We start from the raw sequence: 21,828 nt of genomic DNA on the forward strand, positions 1-21,828 counted from the left end.
AAATGCTCTCTTTTTTATTGTGGTTTATTATTACTTATAGTCACTCAAATCCCTTTCTCTAGCGTTTGTGTAATCAGCTCGTAGCTACTGCTAGATCAGCTCCAAAGTGGACAATACAAAGATGCCTAAGGTGCACGTGATCAGCGAGCAGACTGTGGTTAGCGCAATAATATTGGCTGCAAGGGGCGCATTGCCACCCATGGCGCGCGCCATCACATAGCTTGCGGCTGCGGTGGGTGCAGAACTCATTAAAAAAACCAGTGCTAACTCAATCCCTCGATAACCCAACAGCAAGGCCCCAATAGTGATAAAAAGCGGGGCAAAGATCAGTTTCAATGCGGTCGAGAACCAAGTTGTATGCTTTTCATGTTTGAGTGAACCAACATCGAGCGAACCGCCGGTACACAGTAGCGCTAATGGCAGGGTCATATTGGCGAAGTATTGTCCCGCATCGAGCACCATTTTCGGTAGCGGAATGGAGAGCAAGTAGAACAAGATGCCAACCATAATGGCAATGATCAACGGGTTTTTGGTGATGGTCTTGATGATCACGCCAAATGCATGTTGGCTGGATTCTTCGCCTTTAGGGCTTAGGCAAATAACCGCTTGAATGTTATACAGCAGCGTCATCGAGGCAACATAGACCGCGGCTAAGGCAACACCAGAACTCCCATAGGCGTTGGAAACGTAAGCTAAGCCGATAATGGCGGTATTGGCTCTAAATCCCCCTTGAATGATCACACCTTGGTCTTTGTGCTTGGGAAATAGCCGCCCAGTTGCATAGGTGGAGAGTATAAAAAACAGGAAATTGGCCACTAAACCATAGCCAATCAAGGGCGCACTGGAGGCGAGATCGTGATTGGAGCTAATAATGCTAAGGAACAACAAGGCTGGCAGCGTCACGTTAAAGACTAATTTTGATGCAACATCAATAAAGTTTTCATTGATGATTTGGGTGCGTTTTAGGATCACACCGAGTGCCAACATCAAACAGATTGGACCCGTAATCGAGGCCGAAAACAGCAACTGCTCAACGATATTTCCCATAACAACTCCTCGAATTATTCATTTAGCACTGCGTCGATTTTAGACTTGTTACTGATATGAATGTCACATTGCCGTGAATATCTTGTCGATAGAAATACGAGTTTTAACTCGGTCTCTTAAACCACTCAGCTAAAATTAAATGGCTTAAACTCAGTCTTTTAAAAGACTGAGTGACACTTGCGGCCACGAATCGGCTCAAACAATCGATATCAACAAATAAGGCCACATAAAATGCGGCCTTATTGATTTTTCGAGCGTTATCTAGCGCAGATTACTTAACCCGCATGCCAGGCTGTGCGCCTTCATGGGGTTCTAAAATCCACAGGTCGCTGCCACCAGGGCCAGCGGCCAAAACCATGCCTTCTGACATGCCAAAACGCATCTTACGTGGTGCTAAGTTAGCCACCATCACAGTTAGTTTGCCTTCAAGGTCTTCTGGCGAATAGGCCGATTTGATCCCAGCAAACACTTGGCGCGTTTCGCCACCGATGTCGAGTTGTAACTTCAGTAACTTGTCAGCGTCAGCAACATGCTCGGCTTTCACGATACGAGCGATACGCAGGTCTATTTTAGCAAAATCATCAAAGTTGATGGTTTCACTAATAGGATCGTTAACCAGAGGCTCACTGCTGACATTAGATGATTCAACCGTCTTTTCAGGCGCAGCCGTCTTTGGTGCGTCGGCCGTGACTTGCAGGTTATCCTTGGAATCGGCAACCATAGCATTGACTTTATCCAGCTCAACACGTTGCATCATGGCTTTGAATGGCGCGATTTCATGACCCGCTAAATCTTGGTTCAATGCATTCCAAGTGAGCGGTAGTTGGAAAAAGGCTTCCACATCTTGGGCTAAACGTGGCAATACAGGTTTGAGATACGTCACGAGAATACGGAACAGATTCAAGGCATTTGAACACACTTGATGGGCCGCTTCCTGTTGATCATCGTGTTTCACCATTTGCCAAGGTGCAGCATCGGCTACAAAACCGTTAGCAATATCCGCCAGTGCCATGATTTCGCGCATTGCTTTGCCGTATTCGCGGCCTTCGTAAAATTCGGCAATCACCTCTTGCTTGGCTAGAAACGCTTCAGTCAGGGTGGTGTCGTTAATTTTCGCTAGCTTGCCATCGAAACGTTTAGTGATAAAACCTGCGGTGCGTGAGGCTAAGTTCACTAGCTTACCGACTAAGTCTGAATTCACGCGCTGGGCGAAATCTTCGAGATTTAAATCTAAATCGTCGATACGGCTGCTGAGTTTGGCGGCGTAGTAGTAACGTAAATATTCAGGATCTAAATGCTCTAAATAAGTTCGCGCCTTGATGAAAGTGCCTTTGGATTTTGACATCTTAGCGCCGTTGACCGTCACATAGCCGTGGGCATAGACGCTGTTTGGCTGGCGGTAACCTGAGCCGTGTAACATGGCTGGCCAAAACAGACTGTGGAAGTAGACTATGTCTTTACCGATGAAGTGATAAACCTCGGCGGTTGAATCTTTGCCCCAGAATTCCTCAAAGCTCAGCTCAGGGCGTTTGTCACAGAGGTTTTTGAACGAACCCATATAACCGATAGGCGCATCGAGCCAAACGTAGAAATACTTGCCTGGCGCATCGGGAATTTCGAAACCAAAATACGGTGCATCACGGGTGATATCCCATTGCTGCAATCCTTGCTCGAACCATTCGTCGAGTTTATTGGCCATTTCGACTTGCAGGGCACCAGAGCGAGTCCACTCTTTTAGCATGCCTTCGAAGGCGGGCAGGTCGAAGAAAAAGTGCTCAGTGTCTTTCATCACTGGTGTCGCACCCGATACTGCTGATTTTGGATTGATGAGCTCAGTTGGGCTGTAAGTCGCGCCGCAGGCATCACAGTTATCGCCGTATTGATCCGGTGACTTACACTTAGGACAAGTGCCTTTTACGAAGCGGTCTGGCAAGAACATGGATTTCTCAGGATCGAACAGCTGAGAAATACTCTTGCTCTTGATATAGCCATTCGCACGTAGCTTGAGATAAATATCACTCGCCAGTACGCGGTTTTCATCGCTGTGGGTGCTGTGATAGTTATCGAAGGCGATATTGAAATCGGCAAAATCCTGCTGATGTTCTTTGTTCACTTGGGCAATCATGTCTTCTGGCGCTATGCCTAATTGCTGTGCTTTAAGCATGATTGGCGTGCCATGGGCGTCATCGGCACAAATATAGTGGCACTCATGTCCACGAAGCTTTTGATAACGCGACCAGATATCTGTCTGTATGTATTCCAGCATGTGACCTAAATGTATCGGTCCGTTTGCATAGGGAAGTGCGCTGGTCACGAGAATTTTACGTTGTGAAGTTGCCATCTTGTCTCAAATATCGTGGTGGGCCAAAAATATTGGTAGAGATACTAACCGATTACAGGATGATTTTCATCAAAACCTGAGCCAATTGAGCTAAATCTGCGCTAATGTTTTCTGCATTATCTGGTACACTTGGGCAAATTTATTGGTGGGGGTAATTCTTTTGTCTTCAACTCAAACTGATTATCGTCTGAATGACGATCTTCTCGAGCCAGTTCTGGCTATTCTCGATTCATTTGTTGACCCGTATCTCGCGAAAGGGTTAGTGAGCGCAGGATGCGTAAATAAGCTGGCATTGGAAGGTAAGCGTTTGCAGCTTGGCTTAGTCTATCCATACCCTTGTATGACTCAGTATCGCGACACTGTCATGGCGCTGACGAATAAGTTAGCGGTGCTCGATGCTATTGATGAAGTCGAGTGTGAAATCGATTTTCAACCTAAAGCCTACTCAGCGTTATCTTCTATTGCGCCGATTGCCAATGTGAAGCAAGTGATTGCCGTAGCCTCAGGTAAGGGCGGCGTGGGTAAGTCAACCACAGCGGTGAACTTAGCCTTGGCATTAGCGGCTGAAGGTGCGCAGGTGGGTATTCTCGATGCGGATATTTACGGCCCGTCAGTGCCTATGATGTTAGGTATTCCTAATTTCAGACCGCTTTCCCCCGATGGCAAACATATGACAGCCGCCAGTGCCCATGGTATTGCCGCGCAGTCGATTGGTTTTATGCTCAGTGGTGATGAAGCTGCCGTGTGGCGTGGCCCAATGGCTGCGGGCGCGTTGGCCCAGTTACTGAATGAAACCCAATGGCCAGAACTGGATTATTTAGTCGTTGATATGCCACCAGGCACAGGGGATATTCAGCTCACGTTATCGCAAAAAGTCCCTGTGAGCGGCGCTGTTATCGTGACTACACCGCAGGATATCGCGCTGGCCGATGCCAAGAAGGGCATCAATATGTTCCAGAAAGTGAACATTCCTGTGCTGGGTATTGTCGAGAACATGAGTTTCCATTTATGTCCTGAGTGTGGTCATAAAGAACATCCATTTGGAACACACGGCGGCAGTAAAATTGCTGAACGCTATCAAGTTCCACTGTTAGGCGCTTTGCCGCTGCACATCAATATCCGTGAAGCCATGGATAATGGTGCGCCGACCGTCGTTGCCGATCCTGACAGTGAAGTCGCAGCTCTTTATCGGGAAATTGCCCGTAAAGTGGGCGCAGAATTGGCTTTAAAACAAAGCCAGAAAACAGTTTCTATTAGTGTTTCAGATGACGAGTAAGGTTTAAGGGTATGAATTCTCAGCAGTGTGTCATTATTGCAATTGCTGGCGCGTCAGCATCGGGCAAAAGTTTAATTGCCAAAACGATTTTTGACGAATTGCGCCGCGATTTAGGCACAGATCAAATTGGGGTAATTAATGAAGACGCGTACTATCGCGATCAGAGTCATTTATCCATGGATGAACGGGTATTAACGAATTACGATCATCCAAAAGCGCTGGACCATCAACTGCTGTGCACGCATTTACAGTTGCTCAAGTCTGGCGAAGCTGTTGATATCCCTTGTTATAGCTATACAGAACATACACGCACTGCAGAAACCTTAAAGATGACACCGAAAAAAGTGATCATTTTAGAAGGTATCTTATTGCTGACCGATCCTAAGTTACGTGCCCTGATGGACGCGAGTGTGTTTATGGACACGCCGCTGGACATTTGTTTCCTACGTCGCTTAACTCGTGATGTGGCCGAGCGGGGCCGTACTATGGAGTCTGTGATTTCACAGTACAAGAAAACCGTGCGTCCTATGTTCTTACAGTTTATCGAACCCTCGAAACAATACGCCGATATTATCGTTCCCCGTGGCGGCAAAAATCGTATTGCGACCGATATTTTAAAGACTCGTATCCAACATTTACTGGCAAAATAACGACATAAAAACTCAAGGAGTAATAGGCAAGATGCGCTTAACCGATATCGAAATTGAACAGGCCCTTGATAACGGCACTATCGTAATAGAACCTCGCCCAGGCATAGAAGCTATTTCAGGCGTCAGTGTTGATGTGCGCTTAGGTGGACAGTTTCGCGTCTTTAAAGATCATACCGCGCCTTTTATCGACTTGAGTGGTCCAAGTGCTGAGATGCAAGCGGCGCTCGATCGGGTGATGAGTGAGATTATCGAAATCCCCGATGGCGAAGCATTTTTCTTGCATCCTGGCGAATTGGCTTTGGCTGTGACTTACGAGAGCGTAACTTTACCTGCTGATATCGTCGGTTGGCTTGATGGCCGTTCGTCTCTAGCGCGTTTAGGCCTGATGGTACACGTAACGGCGCACCGTATCGATCCGGGTTGGCAAGGTAAAATTGTGCTCGAGTTTTATAACAGCGGCAAGTTACCTTTAGCTTTGCGTCCACGCATGACTATAGGTGCGCTTAACTTTGAACGCTTAAATCATGCGGTTGCACGTCCTTATAACACTCGTAAGAGTGCCAAGTACAAAGATCAGCAAGAAGCGGTGGCTAGCCGTATCAGTCAGGACTAATACGCGTGTTCTGGGTGAATGGCGCATCGCAGGCAAGTGTCGACCCTTCCGATCGAGGGCTTGCCTACGGTGATGGTCTGTTTGCAACGATGCGAACGGACGCTGAGGGGATTATGTTTTTTGAAGCCCACCAAGCCCGTTTAACCACAGGCGCCGCAAGGCTTGGATTTCAATGGCAAATGAGTGAAGCATTGCAACAGCAACTGAATACCTTAGCCATTGAATATCCTCATCATTGCATTAAGTTAATCGTTTCCCGTGGTGCTGGTGGCCGTGGCTATACACCGCCAGAAATGGTTAATCCTACCGAAATCGTCTCAGTTCATACTATCCCCGGCCATTATGCTCAGTGGCAGCAACAGGGTATTAGCCTTAAAACTTCGTCGGTACGATTGGGTTTGCAGCCTCTGTTGGCAGGGATGAAGCATTTAAATCGACTCGAACAAGTTTTGATTAAATCACACTCTTTACCGCAGGGATTTGATGACTGGTTAGTCAAAGATATCGAGGAGAATGTGATTGAATCTTCGATGGCGAATGTGTTTTTTATCAAAGATAATCGCATTATCACGCCTTCATTAGCCCTGTGTGGCGTGGCGGGTGTGATGCGCGAACAGATAATGTTGGCCTTGCTTGAACAGAACATGAATATCGAATGTTTGCCCGTTGGCGCCGAGCGTTTAATCGAATTTGACTCAGCGTTTATCACTAACAGCGTTTTAGGGATTGTGGATGTACTGGCGATAGACTCGCTCAAGTTCACCCGTGCTCCGATTACCGCGCAATTTAGACAGACACTTTCACTCACTCTATGAAAAAAATCATTATTATCGCCAGTTCAACCCTGTTGACCTTGCTAACCTTAGTCTGTTTGGGTGCCTTTTGGGGCTATCAAACGGTTGTCGAATACAGTCAAACGCCGCTGAGTCTCAGCGAGCCTAAAGAGTTGAAGGTTGAACGCGGCACCAGTGTAAATCAACTGGCGCAGCAACTTGCCGATGACGGCGTTATTCAAGATACGTGGAAACTCAAGTGGCTACTTAAGTTCCGTCCTGAGCTTGCCAAAATTCGCACGGGACTTTATGAAATATCACCTTCACAAACGATTACTGATTTACTCAATGATTTGATCGCTGGGAAAGTAAAAACCTTCAGTTTGACCTTAGTTGAAGGTAAAACTATTGTGGAATGGGAACAACAGCTTACCAGTGCTCCGCATTTACAAATGTCACCAGAAGCATTTGCTGCGGTATTGATGACACAAGGCGATGATTCTGGTTTGCCTGAGGGAAAATTCTTCCCCGACACTTATCATTATACCGCCGAGGCGGATGCTAAAGTCATGCTGACTCAAAGCTATAAAATGATGGAGCAGGAGCTTGCCAAAGCGTGGGCAGAACGGGCGCCAAATTTGCCGTTAAAATCGCCCTATGAAATGCTGATTTTGGCATCGATAGTTGAAAAGGAAACCGGCCAAGCCCATGAGCGTGAGCAAATCGCCGGTGTATTTGTTAATCGTCTTAATCTAGGTATGCGTCTGCAAACCGATCCGACCGTTATTTACGGTATGGGCGATCGCTATAAGGGCAATATCACCCGCAAAGATTTAGTCGAAGAGACGCCTTTTAATACTTATCGCATCTTTGGATTGCCGCCGACGCCGATAGCTGCACCGAGTAAAGCCTCATTGATGGCCGTGTCTAAGCCCGCCAGTGTGAGTTACCTTTATTTTGTATCGCGCAACGATGGCACCCATGTGTTTTCAACCACGCTTGAAGAACACAATCACGCCGTAGACGTCTATCAGCGTAAGATAAAACCAGCGACGCCAGAAAAATCACCAAAGTAAAAATGCAGAGAAAGAAAATCCAATGTCAGTTTTTGCAAAATTTATCGTTATTGAAGGTTTAGAAGGCGCAGGTAAGTCGAGTGCGATTAACCTTATTCGCGACTTTATTGAAAAACATACGGGTAAAGCGCCGATTTGCACCCGCGAACCGGGCGGTACACCGTTGGCCGAACGTATCCGTGATTTAGTTAAGATTGCCGATGCGAACGATCCCCTGTGTGATGAGGCCGAGTGTTTACTCATTTATGCTGCCAGAGCTCAGTTAGTCGCCAATGTCATAAAGCCCGCGCTTGCGCAAGGGCAATGGGTATTGGGTGATAGACACAATCTATCGTCATTAGCTTATCAAGGTGGTGGACGAGGGTTAATGTCGTTAGTGGAAGCGGTGAGCACTGCAACACTAAAGGGATTTAAACCCGATCTTACTTTGTACTTAGATTTAGATCCTAAGCTTGGGCTTACCCGCGCCGCTAAACGTGGTGAGCTTGATAGAATTGAGCAACAAGCGATTGATTTCTTTGAGCGAGCACGCGCTACATATCTCAAACTTGCCAGCGAAGACGACAGTATTGTGGTTATAGACGCGAGCCAAACTATGGCCGAAGTGCACAAAGATATCTTAGCCGTGCTTCAGGCGATGGTATGGTAGCCGAGTCCGGATTTACGGCTGAGCAATTACCTTGGCTCGAAGGGCCAAGGCAGGCATTTTTAGCTCAATTAGCGCGTCAAAAAATACCTCACGCACAACTCGTGGGCATTGATTCAGCCTATGGCGGTGAGTTGCTGAGTGTGTTTATGGCGCGCGCGGCTATGTGTTTGCAGCCAACGCCTGTGGGAGCGTGCGGTTTTTGTAAGTCTTGTCAGCTCTATGATGCGGGCAATCATCCTGATTTTTATCATATCGCCGCCGATGGCAATCAAATTAAAGTCGATCAAATTCGTGAGCTGTGTACGCGTCTGACAGCCACCGCACAGCAAAGTGGCAGACGTGTAGCGATTATCCACCACAGCGAGCGTCTTAACTCCGCTGCCGCGAACGCACTCCTTAAAACCCTTGAGGAGCCTGGTAAAGACACCTTACTGATTTTGCAGTCGGATACGCCTGCACGTTTGATGGCGACGGTTAGCAGTCGTTGTCAACGCATTCCTTTTGTCGTTCCGAGTCGAGAGGTCATCAAAAACTGGCTTGCCCAGCGATGTGGTATTCAAGAGGATGTAACTTGGTGTTTGAGTGTGGTGGGTGGGCCGTTAAAGTTGGCTGAGAGCTTGCGGTCTGAGGGTAGCCAACAGAGTCGGTATCAATCTTTGCTACAATTTCGCAAAGATTGGGCACAAAGTTTGTCGTCTGGTCATCTGTGTGCTAGTTTGTTAATAATAAGTGAACAACAAATAATTGATGTTCTTAAGGTTTTGTACCTACTTATACGACAGGTTTTACTGAAAAATAGCCATCAAGATGCGTTTGTTCATGCGCAGCTCGGGAATTTGGCGGCTAAGATCATGGGAATGTGTCATAGCTTAAGCACAATGCCGAGCGTCAATTATCTGGCCCTGTGTCAAAGTTATGTCTTAGAATATAGAGAGATAACAAATAAGTAATATGCCATGGTAGATCTCGTCGTTAATTTTGATACCTTACATCAGTTATATCGTGCCTATATGCCTTTTATTAAGCCGGCAGGATTATTTATTGCGACCAGTGAAAGTCATTATCTTGGCCAACCGCTGACGATTGCGTATCGTTTACCCGGCGCAACTCTCACTAATGAATTTCGTGGTGTTGTGGTGTGGATTAATCCCTTAGGAGCGTCGGGTGGCCGCCCTGTGGGGATTGGCATTAAAATTATTTCTGAGCCAGATAGCCATAAACACCATATCGAAAAGTTACTGTCCCGCGAACTCGCTTCTGGCGATCTAACCTGCACTATGTAAGTTGGCCCGCATTATTGCTCTGGTTTAAACGTTTGCTCACTGTTTAAACTGGCTATTTACTTCTGTTGAATTTGACCTCGATCTCTTGGCTGGGTATCCTTGTCGTCCTTTGTTACTCTGCTTGGAAATCCTTGTGCTTATTGATTCACACTGCCATCTCGATCGCCTCAAAGCGGCGCCTGATCAACAAACCTTAGAACAGATTCTTGCTAATGCTAAAGCCCGTGGCGTGGACTATATGTTGTGCGTGAATGTACGCCAGCAAGGATTTGAATCGATGCGAGATAAAGTTGCAGCCTTCGAACAGGTATTTTTGTCATCGGGTGTGCATCCATTAGACGTTAAAGAAGGCCTCGATGTTGAGCAAATCCGCCGCTTTGCCACCGATCCTAAAGTGGTCGCGATTGGTGAAACGGGGTTAGATTATTTTTATGCAGACGACACTAAGCTGTTGCAACAGCAATGTTTTGAGCAGCAGATTGCCCTTGCGGTAGAAGTGAATAAGCCTTTGATTGTCCATACCCGTGATGCACGTGAAGATACGATCAATATGCTTAAGCAGGGCAACGCGGATAACGTTGGCGGCGTGCTGCATTGCTTTACCGAGAACTGGGAGATGGCGAAAGCGGCGATTGATCTTGGCTTTTATATTTCGGTTTCTGGCATAGTCACTTTTAAAAATGCGGGTGATCTACGAACCGTTATCCGCAAAGTGCCTCAGGATCGCCTGTTGGTTGAAACGGACTCGCCCTATTTGGCGCCGATCCCACACCGTGGACAAGAAAATCAGCCAGCCTATGTGCGCGATGTGGCTGAGTTTGTGGCAGAGCTTAGAGGTGAGCGTTATGAAGATCTTGCTGAATACACCAGCAATAACTTCTTTAATTTATTCAAAGATGCAGCGCGTTTAGTTGGCCGTTAGCAGCAAGTGCTTTGACCCACGTTATGCGATTACGTGATTGTTAGCGTACAGGCATAAAAAAAGGCCCAAAACGATTAAAGCTGTTTGGGCCTAGGGGAATGGCTCATTGAAGAGCCGTGCGCTACAGGTGAAAGCGCCATGCAGTGCGCTTTACAATAGACTCAGTGTAGTCGAGCTTTTGTCTTATAGTCGCGCTCACTTTCCCCCTTTTTTAGGTTATTTATCGCTAAAAAACAGCGAAATTATAACGATTTCGTCTGTTCTGGTAGTAGTAACACTTTATCTTTCACTAAGTCTCTGGGTAGGTTGTTTTTTAACTTATTGCCTAAATGTTTCGCCATGCCTAATGGTGCACCGCCATAACAGACGATCACTTCACCTTGAGCTTTCACTGCGGTGTTTAGGGCAATATCTCGCCCCATCAAATACTCTTTCGCTTCAACATCGCTCACATCGACCGTTTTTGCGGTTGGGCTGAGTTGTTTTCCTGCTAATGCAATAATCGCTTCATGGCGGACTTTAAAGCCGTGTTTACTGTTATCGGCGAGTTTAATTCCAATACGCTGAAAGCGCATACGGCCGATAAAAGCGTTGAATTCATGCGGAAATAGCCAGAATTCATCATCGCGAACCATGATGAGTTCGTCCGGTAAGCTGATGCCTAAATCCTGCTGGAAATAGTCTTTGATCCCTTGGGCTTGTTTCGCTGATGCGGGCGTGAAGGGAAAGTTTTTCTGTAGTGTAGGCTCTGGTTGTAAACGCGGCACTGAGGCGGTTTTTGTCAATTTAGCGACAAAGAAACCTTCACTGTCGTAAATCTGTGGCCAGACATGTAAGAAGCCTTCGGGCGTTGTAGCTCGATCTGCACCATCAAATAAATCGCTTAAGGATTCAAATTGCACCGCATCGCCGTAGACTTGTTTTAAATACTCGCACACGCCTTGGTTTTCGAGGCGGTTTAAGGTGCAGGTTGAGTAGACCAAACTGCCACCGGGTTTCAGGGCGAGAAACGCCGATTCGATTAAGGCTTTTTGGGTTTCGCTAATCGCCAGCACATCGTCTAGGCTCCAGTGTTTTAGCGCATCGGCGTCTTTACGCACTGTGCCTTCACCGCCACAGGGCGCATCGATAAGCACGGCATCAAAACTTTCGTACAGGTATTCGCCAAATACACGGCCATCGAAATGGGTGAGGGCGCAGTGGCTCGCCCCCATGCGCAGCACATTGGCGTGCAATACTTTCACGCGGCTCGCCGAATACTCATTAGCCACCAATAAGCCTCGGTTTTGCATTAATGCAGCCATTTGCGTGGTTTTTGAACCCGGTGCGGAGGCGAGATCGAGTACGCACTGCCAATGTGCATTCGGTGTAAAAAGTGCGGTCGGCGGCAACATAGAGCTGGCTTCTTGAATGTAGAATAGGCCCTGAATGTGCTCTAAGGCATTGCCGAGCTGTTCTTCTTCGTCGTAACTGATCCAAAATCCGTCTTCACACCAAGGAATAGGATCGAACGTCCAGCCCTTAGGTTGCATCAAGGTCTTAAAGTCGTCACTGCTGATTTTTAAGGTATTGACCCGAATTGAACGTCTAAGCGGCCTGTCGCAGGCGGCAATAAACTCGACCATGGATAAATGGGCGGGGAGTTCTTGGGTGATTGTATCGATAAAATTTTGATTTAATTGGACCATTGATTTCATTGAACCATAGGAAAATAGACTGTGTATCAACTGGCGCGAGTATATCATAATCCCTTATTGGGTCTGAGCTTTTCTCCCGAGCAGCCAAGGCTGCTATTGTGATTTAATGTTTATGCTTTGACGATTTGAGCGATATTGGAATGAGTCGCCATAAAGCTAGCACTCAGTAGCCATGAGCTAATAGAATAAAAACAAATAAAAATAAGGGGATTAGCGTGCTGAATCGCGTGTGGTTGGCTTTTTTTATCACAGCATTGCTTGCAATAGCAGTGCAACTGTTCAATGGGCACATAGAAGTCCTATCGGCTTCGGTCGCGGCATTATTTGCGAGTGCTAAGCTTGCTGCTGAAATTTCCCTTGGGCTGATTGGCGTGCTTTCCCTGTGGATGGGATTGATGCAGGTAGGAGAAAAGGCTGGCGTTGTCGGCGCTATTGCCTTTGTGTTTGAGCCATTACTGCGCCGTTTGATGCCTGAAGTGCCCAAGGGGCATCCGGCCTTTGGCAGTATCACGATGAATTTAACAGCGAATATCTTTGGGTTAGATAATGCCGCCACACCACTTGGTTTAAAGGCGATGCATGATTTGCAGAGTTTAAATCCGCTAAAAACCGTGGCGACCAATGCGCAAATCTTATTTTTAGTACTCAATACTTCCTCTGTGACCTTAGTGCCTGTGACGGTATTCCTTTATCGTACCCAGCAAGGTGCCGCTGCGCCTGCAGATATTTTCTTACCGATTTTACTGGCCACTTCTGCATCGACATTGGCGGGTTTGCTGGTTGTGGCGTTAGTGCAGCGGATTTCATTATTAAACTCAGTGGTGCTCGGTTATGGCGCCTTGATGCTCTCAGGGTTAGTGGCGAGTGGTTTTTATCTGATGACCTTAAGTGCTGAGGCCATTGGCACTGTGTCGACGGCAATGGGCAATGGTATTTTGCTGTTATTGGTATTTACCTTCGTGATTGTTGCGGGCATTCGCAAGGTGGCGGTTTATGATGAGTTTATTGAAGGGGCGAAGGCGGGTTTTGCTCAATCTATCCAGTTGATCCCTTATTTGCTTGCTATGTTATTAGCGATTGGTTTACTGCGTGCATCCGGCGCCTTGGATTATCTGTTGCAGTTGATTGCCACTGGTGTGCGGATATTGGGTTTCGATACGCGTTTTGTCGATGCTATGCCGACCGCGCTGATGAAACCTTTTAGCGGCTCAGGTGCTAGAGCCATGATGCTCGAGACAATGGATCATCACGGCGTCGATTCTTTTGCGGGCCGATTAGCGGCGATTTTTCAGGGTAGCACTGAAACAACCTTCTACGTACTCGCCGTGTATTTTGGATCTGTGGGTATTCGCCATGGACGCCACGCCTTGGCTTGCGGTTTAACTGCGGACTTTGCGGGGATCAGCGTCGCGATTGCTGTTTGTTATTGGTTTTATGGATAAGTGGGCTCGCGACCTAGAATGTGTCAATAACATTGCGAGAAGCTAAAAATAAATCAGGCGCATTATGCGCCTGATTTATTTGTAAGAGCTTTAATATTAGTGCGTTGGTGTAAGTATTTTGATGAAAATAATTACTGGGCTGGTGCCCATTGCTGCCATTCGTTTTCGGCTTTGTGTTGCAATCTTAATACTGTTCCTGCTGCTAAACGATTATCCCCTTGAGTCGTGTCCTTAGTCGCCACATTGATGCCGCCAGCGAGTAAGGTTTCCAGCGAGCCCGCTTCGATTTGGGCACCTGAAAAGAGGCCGACATCGACTTTAATCCCTGAGGCATCCCAGAACTGACTGCTTTGATTCACTAAGTGACTGTACTGTGCCTCGATATGGGCCTGCATCAATACACTATTCCCCTGTGTCGATAGGCTATAACTGTCGATTTGACCGACTTTAATCCCTCGGAAGAAGATAGGTGTGCCGACTTTCATTGAGCCTAGGCTAGTATCTTCTAGAATGAATTTCAGCGCATCTTCGGCAACGTTGGCATAACTGCTAGCGGCGAGGTTGGCAACAAACTGGGTCGCTTTTCGACTGCTCTTACCCGGTAAGACTCCTATGTAAGGACCTGTGATCAGCGTTTCTGGCGCTTTGATCCCCGCCAGAGAAATTTGTGCATCCACTAAATGATATTCACAGTCACTGCGGCTGAAATGTTCGGCATATTCCCCGTAGAGATATGCGCTAGCTGTGAGTGTATTAAGATCCGCATTGAGCTTTACCTGCGACACTTCACCCACTTGATGACCTTGATAGCGAATCGCGGCCTTGGCCGTATGCTTACTGGAGGCGGGTAATATGAGGCGAATCGCCTGCGCCTGACTTAATGCCAGCTGCTTGCTCTCATAGAGTTTTAACGGGATTGTATTGCTCACTTTGTCATTGCTATCAAGCAGTCCCAGACTGATGCTGCCCTTTAATGCCCCTTGTAGCGGGGCAACGGCGACATCAATACCGGCAAGACTGGCACTGATATCCACGGCGCTGTTACGCCAGAATACTTTTGGCTTTTTCAGCAAGGGTTGAAACTGTTTGTCGATAGCGAGCTTGATAGCAAAGTCTTCGGTTTTGCTTTGCCAGTTCACTGAGTCAACTGTGCCAATTTGCATTTTTTTATAATAAATCGGTGAGCCTTGGCTGACATCGGCGCCATCTTGACTGATTAACGTTAAATGCACTTGCTGCTGACGATCATAAAAAGCTGTCGCGGCATCCACAGAGCTAAAGAGGGTCAGAGCGCTGTTAGCAGCTAAAGGTGTGTCGCTGTGACCTTGGATCAAGCTAACTGCACCTTGAGTGAGCGTTGTAAAATCCCTTGCTTTGACTGAGACACCGTCTAACGATGCGTTTACCGTTAATGCTGACTCAGGCACAAAATAGCTGTTGCTGCGTATTAGACTGGCAAACTCAGGTTGTAGCTCGAGTTGGTATTCCACCGCCGATAAATCTTTGGTTAACTTAACTGCAAGCACGGAACCAATGGGGATTTGCTTGAAGCGAACTTGAGCGCCCGCTGAAATGCCCATGTTTTCGGCTGAGGTTAAGGTCAAGAAACGCTTCTTCGTTTGCAGTAAATCAGGCGCTTTGGCTTGTAAGGCAAAGCTGCTTGGTACCGCGCTTTTGGTGTTGATGCCTGGCAGGAAGTTGATCACGCTACCTGTCAGTAAGCGTTCTGGATTCTTAATGCCTGAGAGGGAAATATCAGCACCTTCAAGCCAAAACACCCCGTCGTTAGTTAACAGTGAACCGTATTGAGGTTCAAACTTAGCCACGGCTGTAACACCACTGGACGTGAGTTGTTTACTTAAAATACTGCCAATGTTCATGCCGCGATAAACGATGCGGGTACCTTTGTCGATACCGTTAGCGTCAGCCATGGTTAGGTTTATTTCTATGCCGCCAAGGGCAGTGGTTTCTGAATCATAAAGCGAAAAAACGTCACCGTTTTTAGCTATGTCTGCTTTATCGTCAGAGCTGAAACTCACGCCGCCAGCCAGAATGGATGCCAAACTCTCTGAACTGACTTTAACTCCAGTTAGTGAAGCATCAATTTTGACGCCAGAAACATTCCAAAAGTGAGAATTTTTCTTCACTAACCGCGCATATTGCTCTTGAATGAAAGCGCTGATAATGACTCTTTGATTGCCATCTAAACGATAGCTGACCACGCTACCCACGGGGATTTGGCGGAAAAATATTGGCGAGCCAACATCGAGCGAACCGAGTTTATCGGAGGTCAATTCGACCATCACACCTTCTGAGCCGATTTGCATCGGCGGCGGTTGGCGTTCTGCTTCAAAAAAGGTCGAGGCATTACCTTTCCCTGGTTGGATAGCAATATAGTTACCCGAAAACAGCGCATCTAAGCCTTCAACACCTGTAATACTTGCTTTAGGTGTGACAAGCCAGAAGAGGGTTTCTTTATTCAAGAAAGGCTTAGCGCGGTAGTCCATCATGACCTTGACGTTCACACCTTTGAGATCTTCATCTATGCCAATGTCTTTAACTTTACCGACAGTCAAACCTTGGTATTTGACTAAGGTTTTACCCACATCAATCCCAGTGGCGCTCGGAAAGTGAATTTGAATTTCAACCCCCGATTCTTTAATGCTCTTAATGCCCAGCCAAGCACCTAATGCCAACGCGACAATAGGAAGCAGCCAAATGGGCGAAAAGAGTTTTTTCTTTACAACTTTCGGCGATTCAATTTGTGTCATCTTGAGGTTCCAATCGATCCCAGAGTAAACGAGTGTCTAAAACTTTTGCGGCTAACTGAGTTAACAGAATCACCAAGGCAAATGCGGTAGCCGCAGGCGCGGGTTTCGCGTCGAGTAATTGTCCCATGTTCACTAATGCCACTGTGATTGAGATGACAAATAAATCGAGCATTGACCAGCGGCCAATCCATTCGATGATGTGAAAACCCACCATCAATTTCTTTTTTGAAATCGGGATATCAAAGCTTATCGCACACAGATAAATGGATAAGCCGATGATTTTAATCCATGGTACTAAAATACTGGCGGTAAACACTATGATGGCAATAGGCAGCATATCTGAATGCACTAAATGCAAAATGCCTGAAAAAATGGTGTCGTGCCGCACTTGCCCTTGATTGGTCAGCATAGTAATAGGGTAAATGTTGGCTGGCACCAGCAAGATGGCAGCGGTAATCAACAAAGCCCAACTTTTTTGCAGGCTGGAATAGTCCCTGACGTGCAACTCAGTTTCACAGCGCTGACAGTGCGTGAGTTCACTGCTGTTGAGTTGGCGACACACTTTACAGAGACATAGGCCGATATCTTTACCTTGTTGTTTCATATCAGCTATGACCTTCCAATAACGTCCACATATGTTCTAAGTCGTATTCTCTTTGTAGAAACAAGGTCACGAGAAACAGCATAGTGAAGCAAAATGTGCCCATACCAAAATAAATGTCCGAAAAATCAGATAGCTGAAATGATGAAACTAAGAAGCTGATCACATAAATTTCCAGCATAGTGAGTTGCGATAAGACGCCATGAAATTTTAACAACTGCTTCAATGAGTTACGCCAAAAAAGGCTACTCAATCCCCATTTCACAATTAAAATCTGTGTCAATATCGATAACAGTAATAAGCCTGGACCTATCACAGCTGCGGCAAGTACGGCGACACCTACAACCCAATAGCCTTGGTCAAATACTGCAAATGCCCCTTGGAAAACCGTAGTAGTACGAATACTACCGAAAAAGTGGATCTCGAGTACGGGTAAAAAATTGGCAGGGAAATAAAACACTAATGCCGAAATACATAGGGCTAACATACCATTCACAGAGCAGTATGGCGTGTCATAAAGTGCAGTGCTGCAACGAGGACAGATTGCTCTAACGCCGCTAGGCAAGGCACGTTTGCGGACTGCTAAATCGCAGGAGCGGCATAGGATTACTGAATTTTCTGCTGCGTTTTCATGCATATAAAAATATATATTAGCCTAATAGGAGTAATAACAGCGAGATCGGTGCAAAGTGTCGTGCTAGTTAGCTGTTAAGCCACGTCTAGCGCTTTATAATCTTGGCAACGAAAGTACGCTAATAATATCAGATTAATCAGAACACTTGCATCACAAGTTCAATCTATGTCACTCTAGTTACTGTATATAAAAACAGTGCGAGGGCAGTCATGGCAGTAATAACACAGTTTGTCGTGGTCAGAGAAGGGGTTGAAAAGATGACATTCACATCTAAGAAGGAGGCTGATGCCTACGATAAGATGCTCGATATCGCCGATAACCTTATCCCCTTCATTCAAAAAGCTGATTTGGGTATAGATGAAAGTGTGGGCGAAAAGCTCGCATTCTATTTTGCTAACAATAAAGATGAGCTGACGAACTTGCTTAAAGGCGCCGTTCAGGTTAATAGTACGCCAACGAATCCGCCTGCAGCGAAAAAAGCGGCAAAAAAGACCGAAGCAGCAGAATAAAATTGTTAGGAAATGTAATGAAATCGAAATTTTATGAGTCACTTAACCGTCAAGCCTTGGCCTTGTTGGAAGGGGAAGACGACCTTGTTGCGGCGATGGCGAATTTTTCAGCCTTGCTCAATGATAATTTAACTGAGCTGAACTGGGTAGGATTCTACGTCATGCGTGGCGAACAACTAGTATTAGGTCCGTTTCAAGGTAAAGTGGCTTGTACACGCATTCCGTTAGGAAAAGGTGTGTGTGGTACAGCAGCATTCACTAATCAAACTCAGCGAGTGGCTGATGTCCATCAATTTGATGGTCATATTGCCTGTGATTCTGCCAGTAATTCTGAAATCGTTGTGCCAGTTCGTGCGCAAGGTAACGTGGTTGCTGTGCTCGATATTGACAGTCCTATCTTCGATCGTTTCGATGAAGAAGACCAAAAGGGGCTGGAATTACTGGTTAAAAGTTTTGAAAACTGCCTATTTGATTAATTTGCGTACAATAACGCATAATTCATAGTCGCAATCGGTGGCGTGCGCCTTATAATATGCGCCTGCACGCATTAAGCTGGTTTGATTGGCATGCAATGAATAAGCTTAGTGTTTTGAGCTGTCAAAATTTGTTAAGGTATATTTTTTAACTTTAGTAAACGCGGCTAGGATGCTAATTTGTACGTTGACTCAATATTGAGTTTAACGAAGATAAACGACATGTAAGAAGCTGATATATATCACCTCGAATCGATGTCCCTTTTTGACTGTGGAAGTAATGATGGAATCAACAGAAAAGTTGACCGACACCAATGCAATTTTGGCGTATTTGTATGAAACATTTCCTTTGTGCTTTATTGCTGAAGGTGAAACTAAGCCATTAAAAATCGGATTGTTTCAAGATTTGGCTGAAAGGTTGGCTGATGATTCTAAAGTCAGTAAAACTCAGCTCAGAGTTGCCTTAAGACGTTACACCAGCAGCTGGCGCTATTTGAAGTGCGTTAAAGCGGGCGCACAACGCGTAAACCTGGATGGCGAACCTTGCGGCGAGTTAGAGCAAGAGCACATTGATCATGCTCAAGCCATGTTGAAAGAGAGTCAGGATAAGGCCAAAGCGAAACGTGCAGCACTTGCACCTAAGCCTGCGGCGAAGAAAGCACCTAAAAAGGTGGCCGTTCCTCAGCGTCCTAAAACTGAGCGTCCTGCTAAGCCTGCACCAAAAGCTGCAGCGCCAGTCGTCAATTATGTTCAAGCACAATTGACTGATTTAACGAAAAAACAACGCGTCAATGTTAAATTAGGTATGACACCCGTAGCCGGTGTGATTACTGACATTAACAAGGAAGATATTCATGTTCAGCTTGATAGTGGCCTAACGATTAAAGTTAGAGCAGAACATATCCTGCTGTAATCATTTATTAAAACGGAGTAACTTGTTGATGCGAAAACTCACTTTGGCTACCTCGATCGCCACTGTTTTTGTCGGATTCTCGGCTTGGGCCGTACCACCCACGATTCAAATCAGCGAGTTACCCACTCTCAAGCAGGAAGCGCAACATAAGGTTGCGAGCAAAAGGGTAACGGACTTATACACTCGTTCGCACTATCATAGATTCAATCTTGATGACGCCTTTTCTGCGCAAATTTTTGATCGTTATCTACAGCAGTTGGATTATCGCCGCAATGTGTTAACCCAAGCGGATGTCGATAGTTTTAAACCTTATGCAACCCAATTCGATGACATGCTCAGTTCTGGTGAACTTGAGCCTGCCTATAAAATGTTTGATATCGTCCAAAAGCGCCGCTATGAAGGCTTTGTCTATGCTTTATCTCTATTAGATAAAGAGATGGATTTTTCTGCGCCCGGTGATGCCTATGAGTACGACCGCGATGAGGCCGCATGGCCAAAAGACCAGACAGAAATTAATGAGTTATGGCGTCAACGTGTTAAATACGATGCACTAAATCTTAAACTCACAGGTAAGCAATGGCCTGAGATTGTTGATATCCTCCAAAAGCGTTACAACAACGCTATTAAACGGTTGATTCAAACTAACAGTGAAGATGTGTTCCAAGGCGTGATGAATGCCTTCTCCCGTAGCATTGAGCCACATACCAGTTACCTTTCACCACGCAATGCTGAACGTTTCCAAATGGAAATGAACTTGAGCCTTGAAGGCATTGGTGCTCAACTGCAACTCGAAGACGATTACACTGTCATTAAAAGTTTAATTACTGGCGGCCCTGCTGCGGGCAGTGAAAAACTGTCGCCGGAAGACAAGATTGTCGGTGTCGGTCAAGAAGGCGGTGAAATTGTTGATGTGATCGGCTGGCGTTTAGACGACGTGGTCGACCTGATCAAAGGTCCTAAGGGCAGTAAAGTTGTTTTGCAAATTTTACCGAAGAAAGGCGGTTCCAATGCTAAGCCATTCGACGTTACCTTAGTACGCGATAAAATTCGTCTTGAAGACAGAGCTGCAACCTCTAAGGTGATTGAACCTAAAGACGGCGAGTACGCAAATCGCAAAGTCGGTGTGATCCAAATTCCTGGTTTCTATATGAATTTGTCGCAGGACGTTGAAAAAGAGCTAGTGAAGTTAAACGACGCCAAAGTAGAAGGCATAGTCATCGACCTTAGAGGTAACGGTGGGGGGGCATTAACGGAAGCCGTGCTGCTGACGGGACTCTTTATCGATATGGGCCCTGTAGTGCAAATTCGTGATGCCGATGGACGAGTGTCTGCGCATCGTGATAACGACGGTAAAACCAGTTATGCAGGACCATTGACTGTGATGGTTGACCGTTACAGTGCTTCAGCCTCTGAAATTTTTGCTGCCGCATTGCAAGATTATGACCGTGCACTGATTGTCGGTGAGTCGAGTTTTGGGAAAGGCACAGTACAGCAGCATAAGAGCCTAGGCCGTATCTACGACATGTATGAGAAGCCAATTGGCCATGTGCAGTATACGATTCAAAAGTTCTACCGTATTAATGGTGGTAGTACACAGATTAAAGGTGTGACCCCCAACATTGCTTACCCAAGTGCGTTGGAGCCGGGCGAGTACGGTGAAGCTGAAGAGAAAAATGCTTTACCTTGGGATAAAGTGCCAATGGCGCAATATGGTACGCTTAATGATGTTACGCCTGAGTTAGTGACTAGCCTTGAATCTAAGCACCTTAACCGTATAAAAAACAGCGTAGAGTTTGCCTATATCAATCAAGATATTGCCGACTTTAAAAAGCATCACAAAGAGAAAACTGTGTCTCTGGTTGAAAGTGAGCGTATTGCTTCCCGTGAAGCCGATGAGAAAAAAGTCCTCGACAGAACAAACGAGCGTCGAGTCGCCAATGGTTTAGCACCGGTTAAATCAATGGAAGACATTAAAGACGACGCTGAATTGCCAGATGCATTTTTAGACGAAACCGCTTATATCACCTTAGATATGGCTGATGTGCAAAAAGTGGCTAAAACTAGTGCTAAGTAGGCGCTAGTCGAGTCGATTTATCCGATATCAAAACGCGCTTATGGCGCGTTTTTTCTTATTTAGATCAGCGTTAAAGGGATCGAA

General features: G+C 46.2%; 20 protein-coding genes. 14 read left to right on the plus strand and 6 right to left on the minus strand.

Features of this window, described 5'->3' with window-relative positions; genetic code table 11:
* Nucleotides 1-90: 90 nt before the first annotated feature.
* Both ACHA99_RS00300 and metG read right to left on the minus strand, forming a co-directional pair.
* A complete protein-coding gene (locus ACHA99_RS00300) occupies nucleotides 91-1,047 on the minus strand; it encodes an AEC family transporter (RefSeq protein ID WP_219251601.1) in 957 nt (318 codons plus the stop codon).
* Between the two features lie 271 nt (nucleotides 1,048-1,318).
* A complete protein-coding gene (gene metG / locus ACHA99_RS00305; protein WP_219251600.1) occupies nucleotides 1,319-3,388 on the minus strand; it encodes a methionine--tRNA ligase in 2,070 nt (689 codons plus the stop codon).
* 160 nt (nucleotides 3,389-3,548) lie between these two features.
* On the opposite strand from metG, the gene apbC reads away from it, so the two are divergent.
* From apbC to ACHA99_RS00350, 9 genes are all read left to right on the plus strand, one after another.
* Complete coding sequence (gene apbC / locus ACHA99_RS00310; protein WP_219251599.1) at nucleotides 3,549-4,664, plus strand: iron-sulfur cluster carrier protein ApbC; 1,116 nt, start codon at nucleotides 3,549-3,551, stop codon at nucleotides 4,662-4,664.
* Nucleotides 4,665-4,675: 11 nt separating this feature from the next.
* On the plus strand, nucleotides 4,676-5,314 hold the full coding sequence (gene udk / locus ACHA99_RS00315) for a uridine kinase (RefSeq protein WP_028759746.1): 639 nt from the start codon (nucleotides 4,676-4,678) through the stop codon (nucleotides 5,312-5,314).
* Between the two features lie 31 nt (nucleotides 5,315-5,345).
* Nucleotides 5,346-5,927 (plus strand): dCTP deaminase, encoded by a 582-nt coding sequence (dcd, locus tag ACHA99_RS00320; RefSeq protein ID WP_028759747.1) that lies wholly within the window; start codon nucleotides 5,346-5,348, stop codon nucleotides 5,925-5,927.
* Nucleotides 5,928-5,932: 5 nt separating this feature from the next.
* Nucleotides 5,933-6,742 carry an aminodeoxychorismate lyase gene (gene pabC / locus ACHA99_RS00325; RefSeq protein WP_393940261.1) on the plus strand — a complete coding sequence of 270 codons (810 nt, stop codon included), beginning with the start codon at nucleotides 5,933-5,935 and terminating at the stop codon, nucleotides 6,740-6,742.
* Complete coding sequence (gene mltG, locus ACHA99_RS00330) at nucleotides 6,739-7,776, plus strand: endolytic transglycosylase MltG (protein WP_263162745.1); 1,038 nt, start codon at nucleotides 6,739-6,741, stop codon at nucleotides 7,774-7,776. Before pabC ends, mltG begins: the two co-directional genes overlap by 4 nt.
* 22 nt (nucleotides 7,777-7,798) lie before the next feature.
* Complete coding sequence (gene tmk, locus ACHA99_RS00335; protein WP_393940264.1) at nucleotides 7,799-8,425, plus strand: dTMP kinase; 627 nt, start codon at nucleotides 7,799-7,801, stop codon at nucleotides 8,423-8,425.
* On the plus strand, nucleotides 8,419-9,375 hold the full coding sequence (gene holB / locus ACHA99_RS00340; RefSeq protein WP_393940266.1) for a DNA polymerase III subunit delta': 957 nt from the start codon (nucleotides 8,419-8,421) through the stop codon (nucleotides 9,373-9,375). Before tmk ends, holB begins: the two co-directional genes overlap by 7 nt.
* A gap of 6 nt (nucleotides 9,376-9,381) precedes the next feature.
* Nucleotides 9,382-9,708 (plus strand): PilZ domain-containing protein, encoded by a 327-nt coding sequence (locus ACHA99_RS00345; protein WP_028759752.1) that lies wholly within the window; start codon nucleotides 9,382-9,384, stop codon nucleotides 9,706-9,708.
* Nucleotides 9,709-9,841: 133 nt separating this feature from the next.
* Nucleotides 9,842-10,630 (plus strand): TatD family hydrolase, encoded by a 789-nt coding sequence (locus ACHA99_RS00350; RefSeq protein ID WP_131523337.1) that lies wholly within the window; start codon nucleotides 9,842-9,844, stop codon nucleotides 10,628-10,630.
* A gap of 242 nt (nucleotides 10,631-10,872) precedes the next feature.
* Here the strand turns inward: ACHA99_RS00350 and rsmF are convergent, their stop codons facing one another.
* Complete coding sequence (gene rsmF / locus ACHA99_RS00355; protein WP_393940270.1) at nucleotides 10,873-12,318, minus strand: 16S rRNA (cytosine(1407)-C(5))-methyltransferase RsmF; 1,446 nt, start codon at nucleotides 12,316-12,318, stop codon at nucleotides 10,873-10,875.
* Between the two features lie 224 nt (nucleotides 12,319-12,542).
* Here rsmF and ACHA99_RS00360 point away from each other — a divergent pair, with 224 nt between their 5' ends.
* A complete protein-coding gene (locus ACHA99_RS00360) occupies nucleotides 12,543-13,769 on the plus strand; it encodes a nucleoside recognition domain-containing protein (protein WP_393940272.1) in 1,227 nt (408 codons plus the stop codon).
* A 131-nt stretch (nucleotides 13,770-13,900) separates the two neighbouring features.
* On the opposite strand, the gene ACHA99_RS00365 is transcribed toward ACHA99_RS00360, so the two are convergent.
* The 3 genes from ACHA99_RS00365 to ACHA99_RS00375 are packed head-to-tail and all read right to left on the minus strand — an operon-like array spanning nucleotide 13,901 to nucleotide 17,778.
* Nucleotides 13,901-16,540, minus strand: a complete 2,640-nt coding sequence (locus tag ACHA99_RS00365) for an MlaD family protein (RefSeq protein WP_393940274.1) — start codon at nucleotides 16,538-16,540, stop codon at nucleotides 13,901-13,903.
* Nucleotides 16,527-17,144, minus strand: coding sequence for a paraquat-inducible protein A (locus ACHA99_RS00370; RefSeq protein WP_105252657.1), 618 nt, complete (start codon nucleotides 17,142-17,144; stop codon nucleotides 16,527-16,529). The genes ACHA99_RS00365 and ACHA99_RS00370 overlap by 14 nt, the downstream gene beginning before the upstream one ends.
* A 1-nt stretch (nucleotide 17,145) precedes the next feature.
* Nucleotides 17,146-17,778 (minus strand): paraquat-inducible protein A, encoded by a 633-nt coding sequence (locus ACHA99_RS00375; RefSeq protein WP_105252656.1) that lies wholly within the window; start codon nucleotides 17,776-17,778, stop codon nucleotides 17,146-17,148.
* Between the two features lie 206 nt (nucleotides 17,779-17,984).
* Between ACHA99_RS00375 and ACHA99_RS00380 the strand changes: the two genes are divergently transcribed.
* The 4 genes from ACHA99_RS00380 (at nucleotide 17,985) to prc (ending at nucleotide 21,744) form a co-directional block, all read left to right on the plus strand.
* Nucleotides 17,985-18,284, plus strand: a complete 300-nt coding sequence (locus ACHA99_RS00380; protein WP_105252655.1) for a YebG family protein — start codon at nucleotides 17,985-17,987, stop codon at nucleotides 18,282-18,284.
* A 17-nt stretch (nucleotides 18,285-18,301) separates the two neighbouring features.
* Nucleotides 18,302-18,760, plus strand: a complete 459-nt coding sequence (locus tag ACHA99_RS00385; protein WP_028759760.1) for a GAF domain-containing protein — start codon at nucleotides 18,302-18,304, stop codon at nucleotides 18,758-18,760.
* A 280-nt stretch (nucleotides 18,761-19,040) separates the two neighbouring features.
* Nucleotides 19,041-19,670: an RNA chaperone ProQ gene (proQ, locus tag ACHA99_RS00390; RefSeq protein ID WP_028759761.1), complete on the plus strand. Its 630-nt coding sequence runs from the start codon at nucleotides 19,041-19,043 to the stop codon at nucleotides 19,668-19,670.
* A 28-nt stretch (nucleotides 19,671-19,698) separates the two neighbouring features.
* Nucleotides 19,699-21,744 (plus strand): carboxy terminal-processing peptidase, encoded by a 2,046-nt coding sequence (gene prc / locus ACHA99_RS00395; protein ID WP_263207807.1) that lies wholly within the window; start codon nucleotides 19,699-19,701, stop codon nucleotides 21,742-21,744.
* Nucleotides 21,745-21,828: the final 84 nt, after the last annotated feature.

Origin of the sequence: Shewanella sp. S23-S33 (assembly GCF_043359565.1) — a bacterium.
GTDB classification, from domain to species: domain Bacteria; phylum Pseudomonadota; class Gammaproteobacteria; order Enterobacterales; family Shewanellaceae; genus Shewanella; species Shewanella oncorhynchi.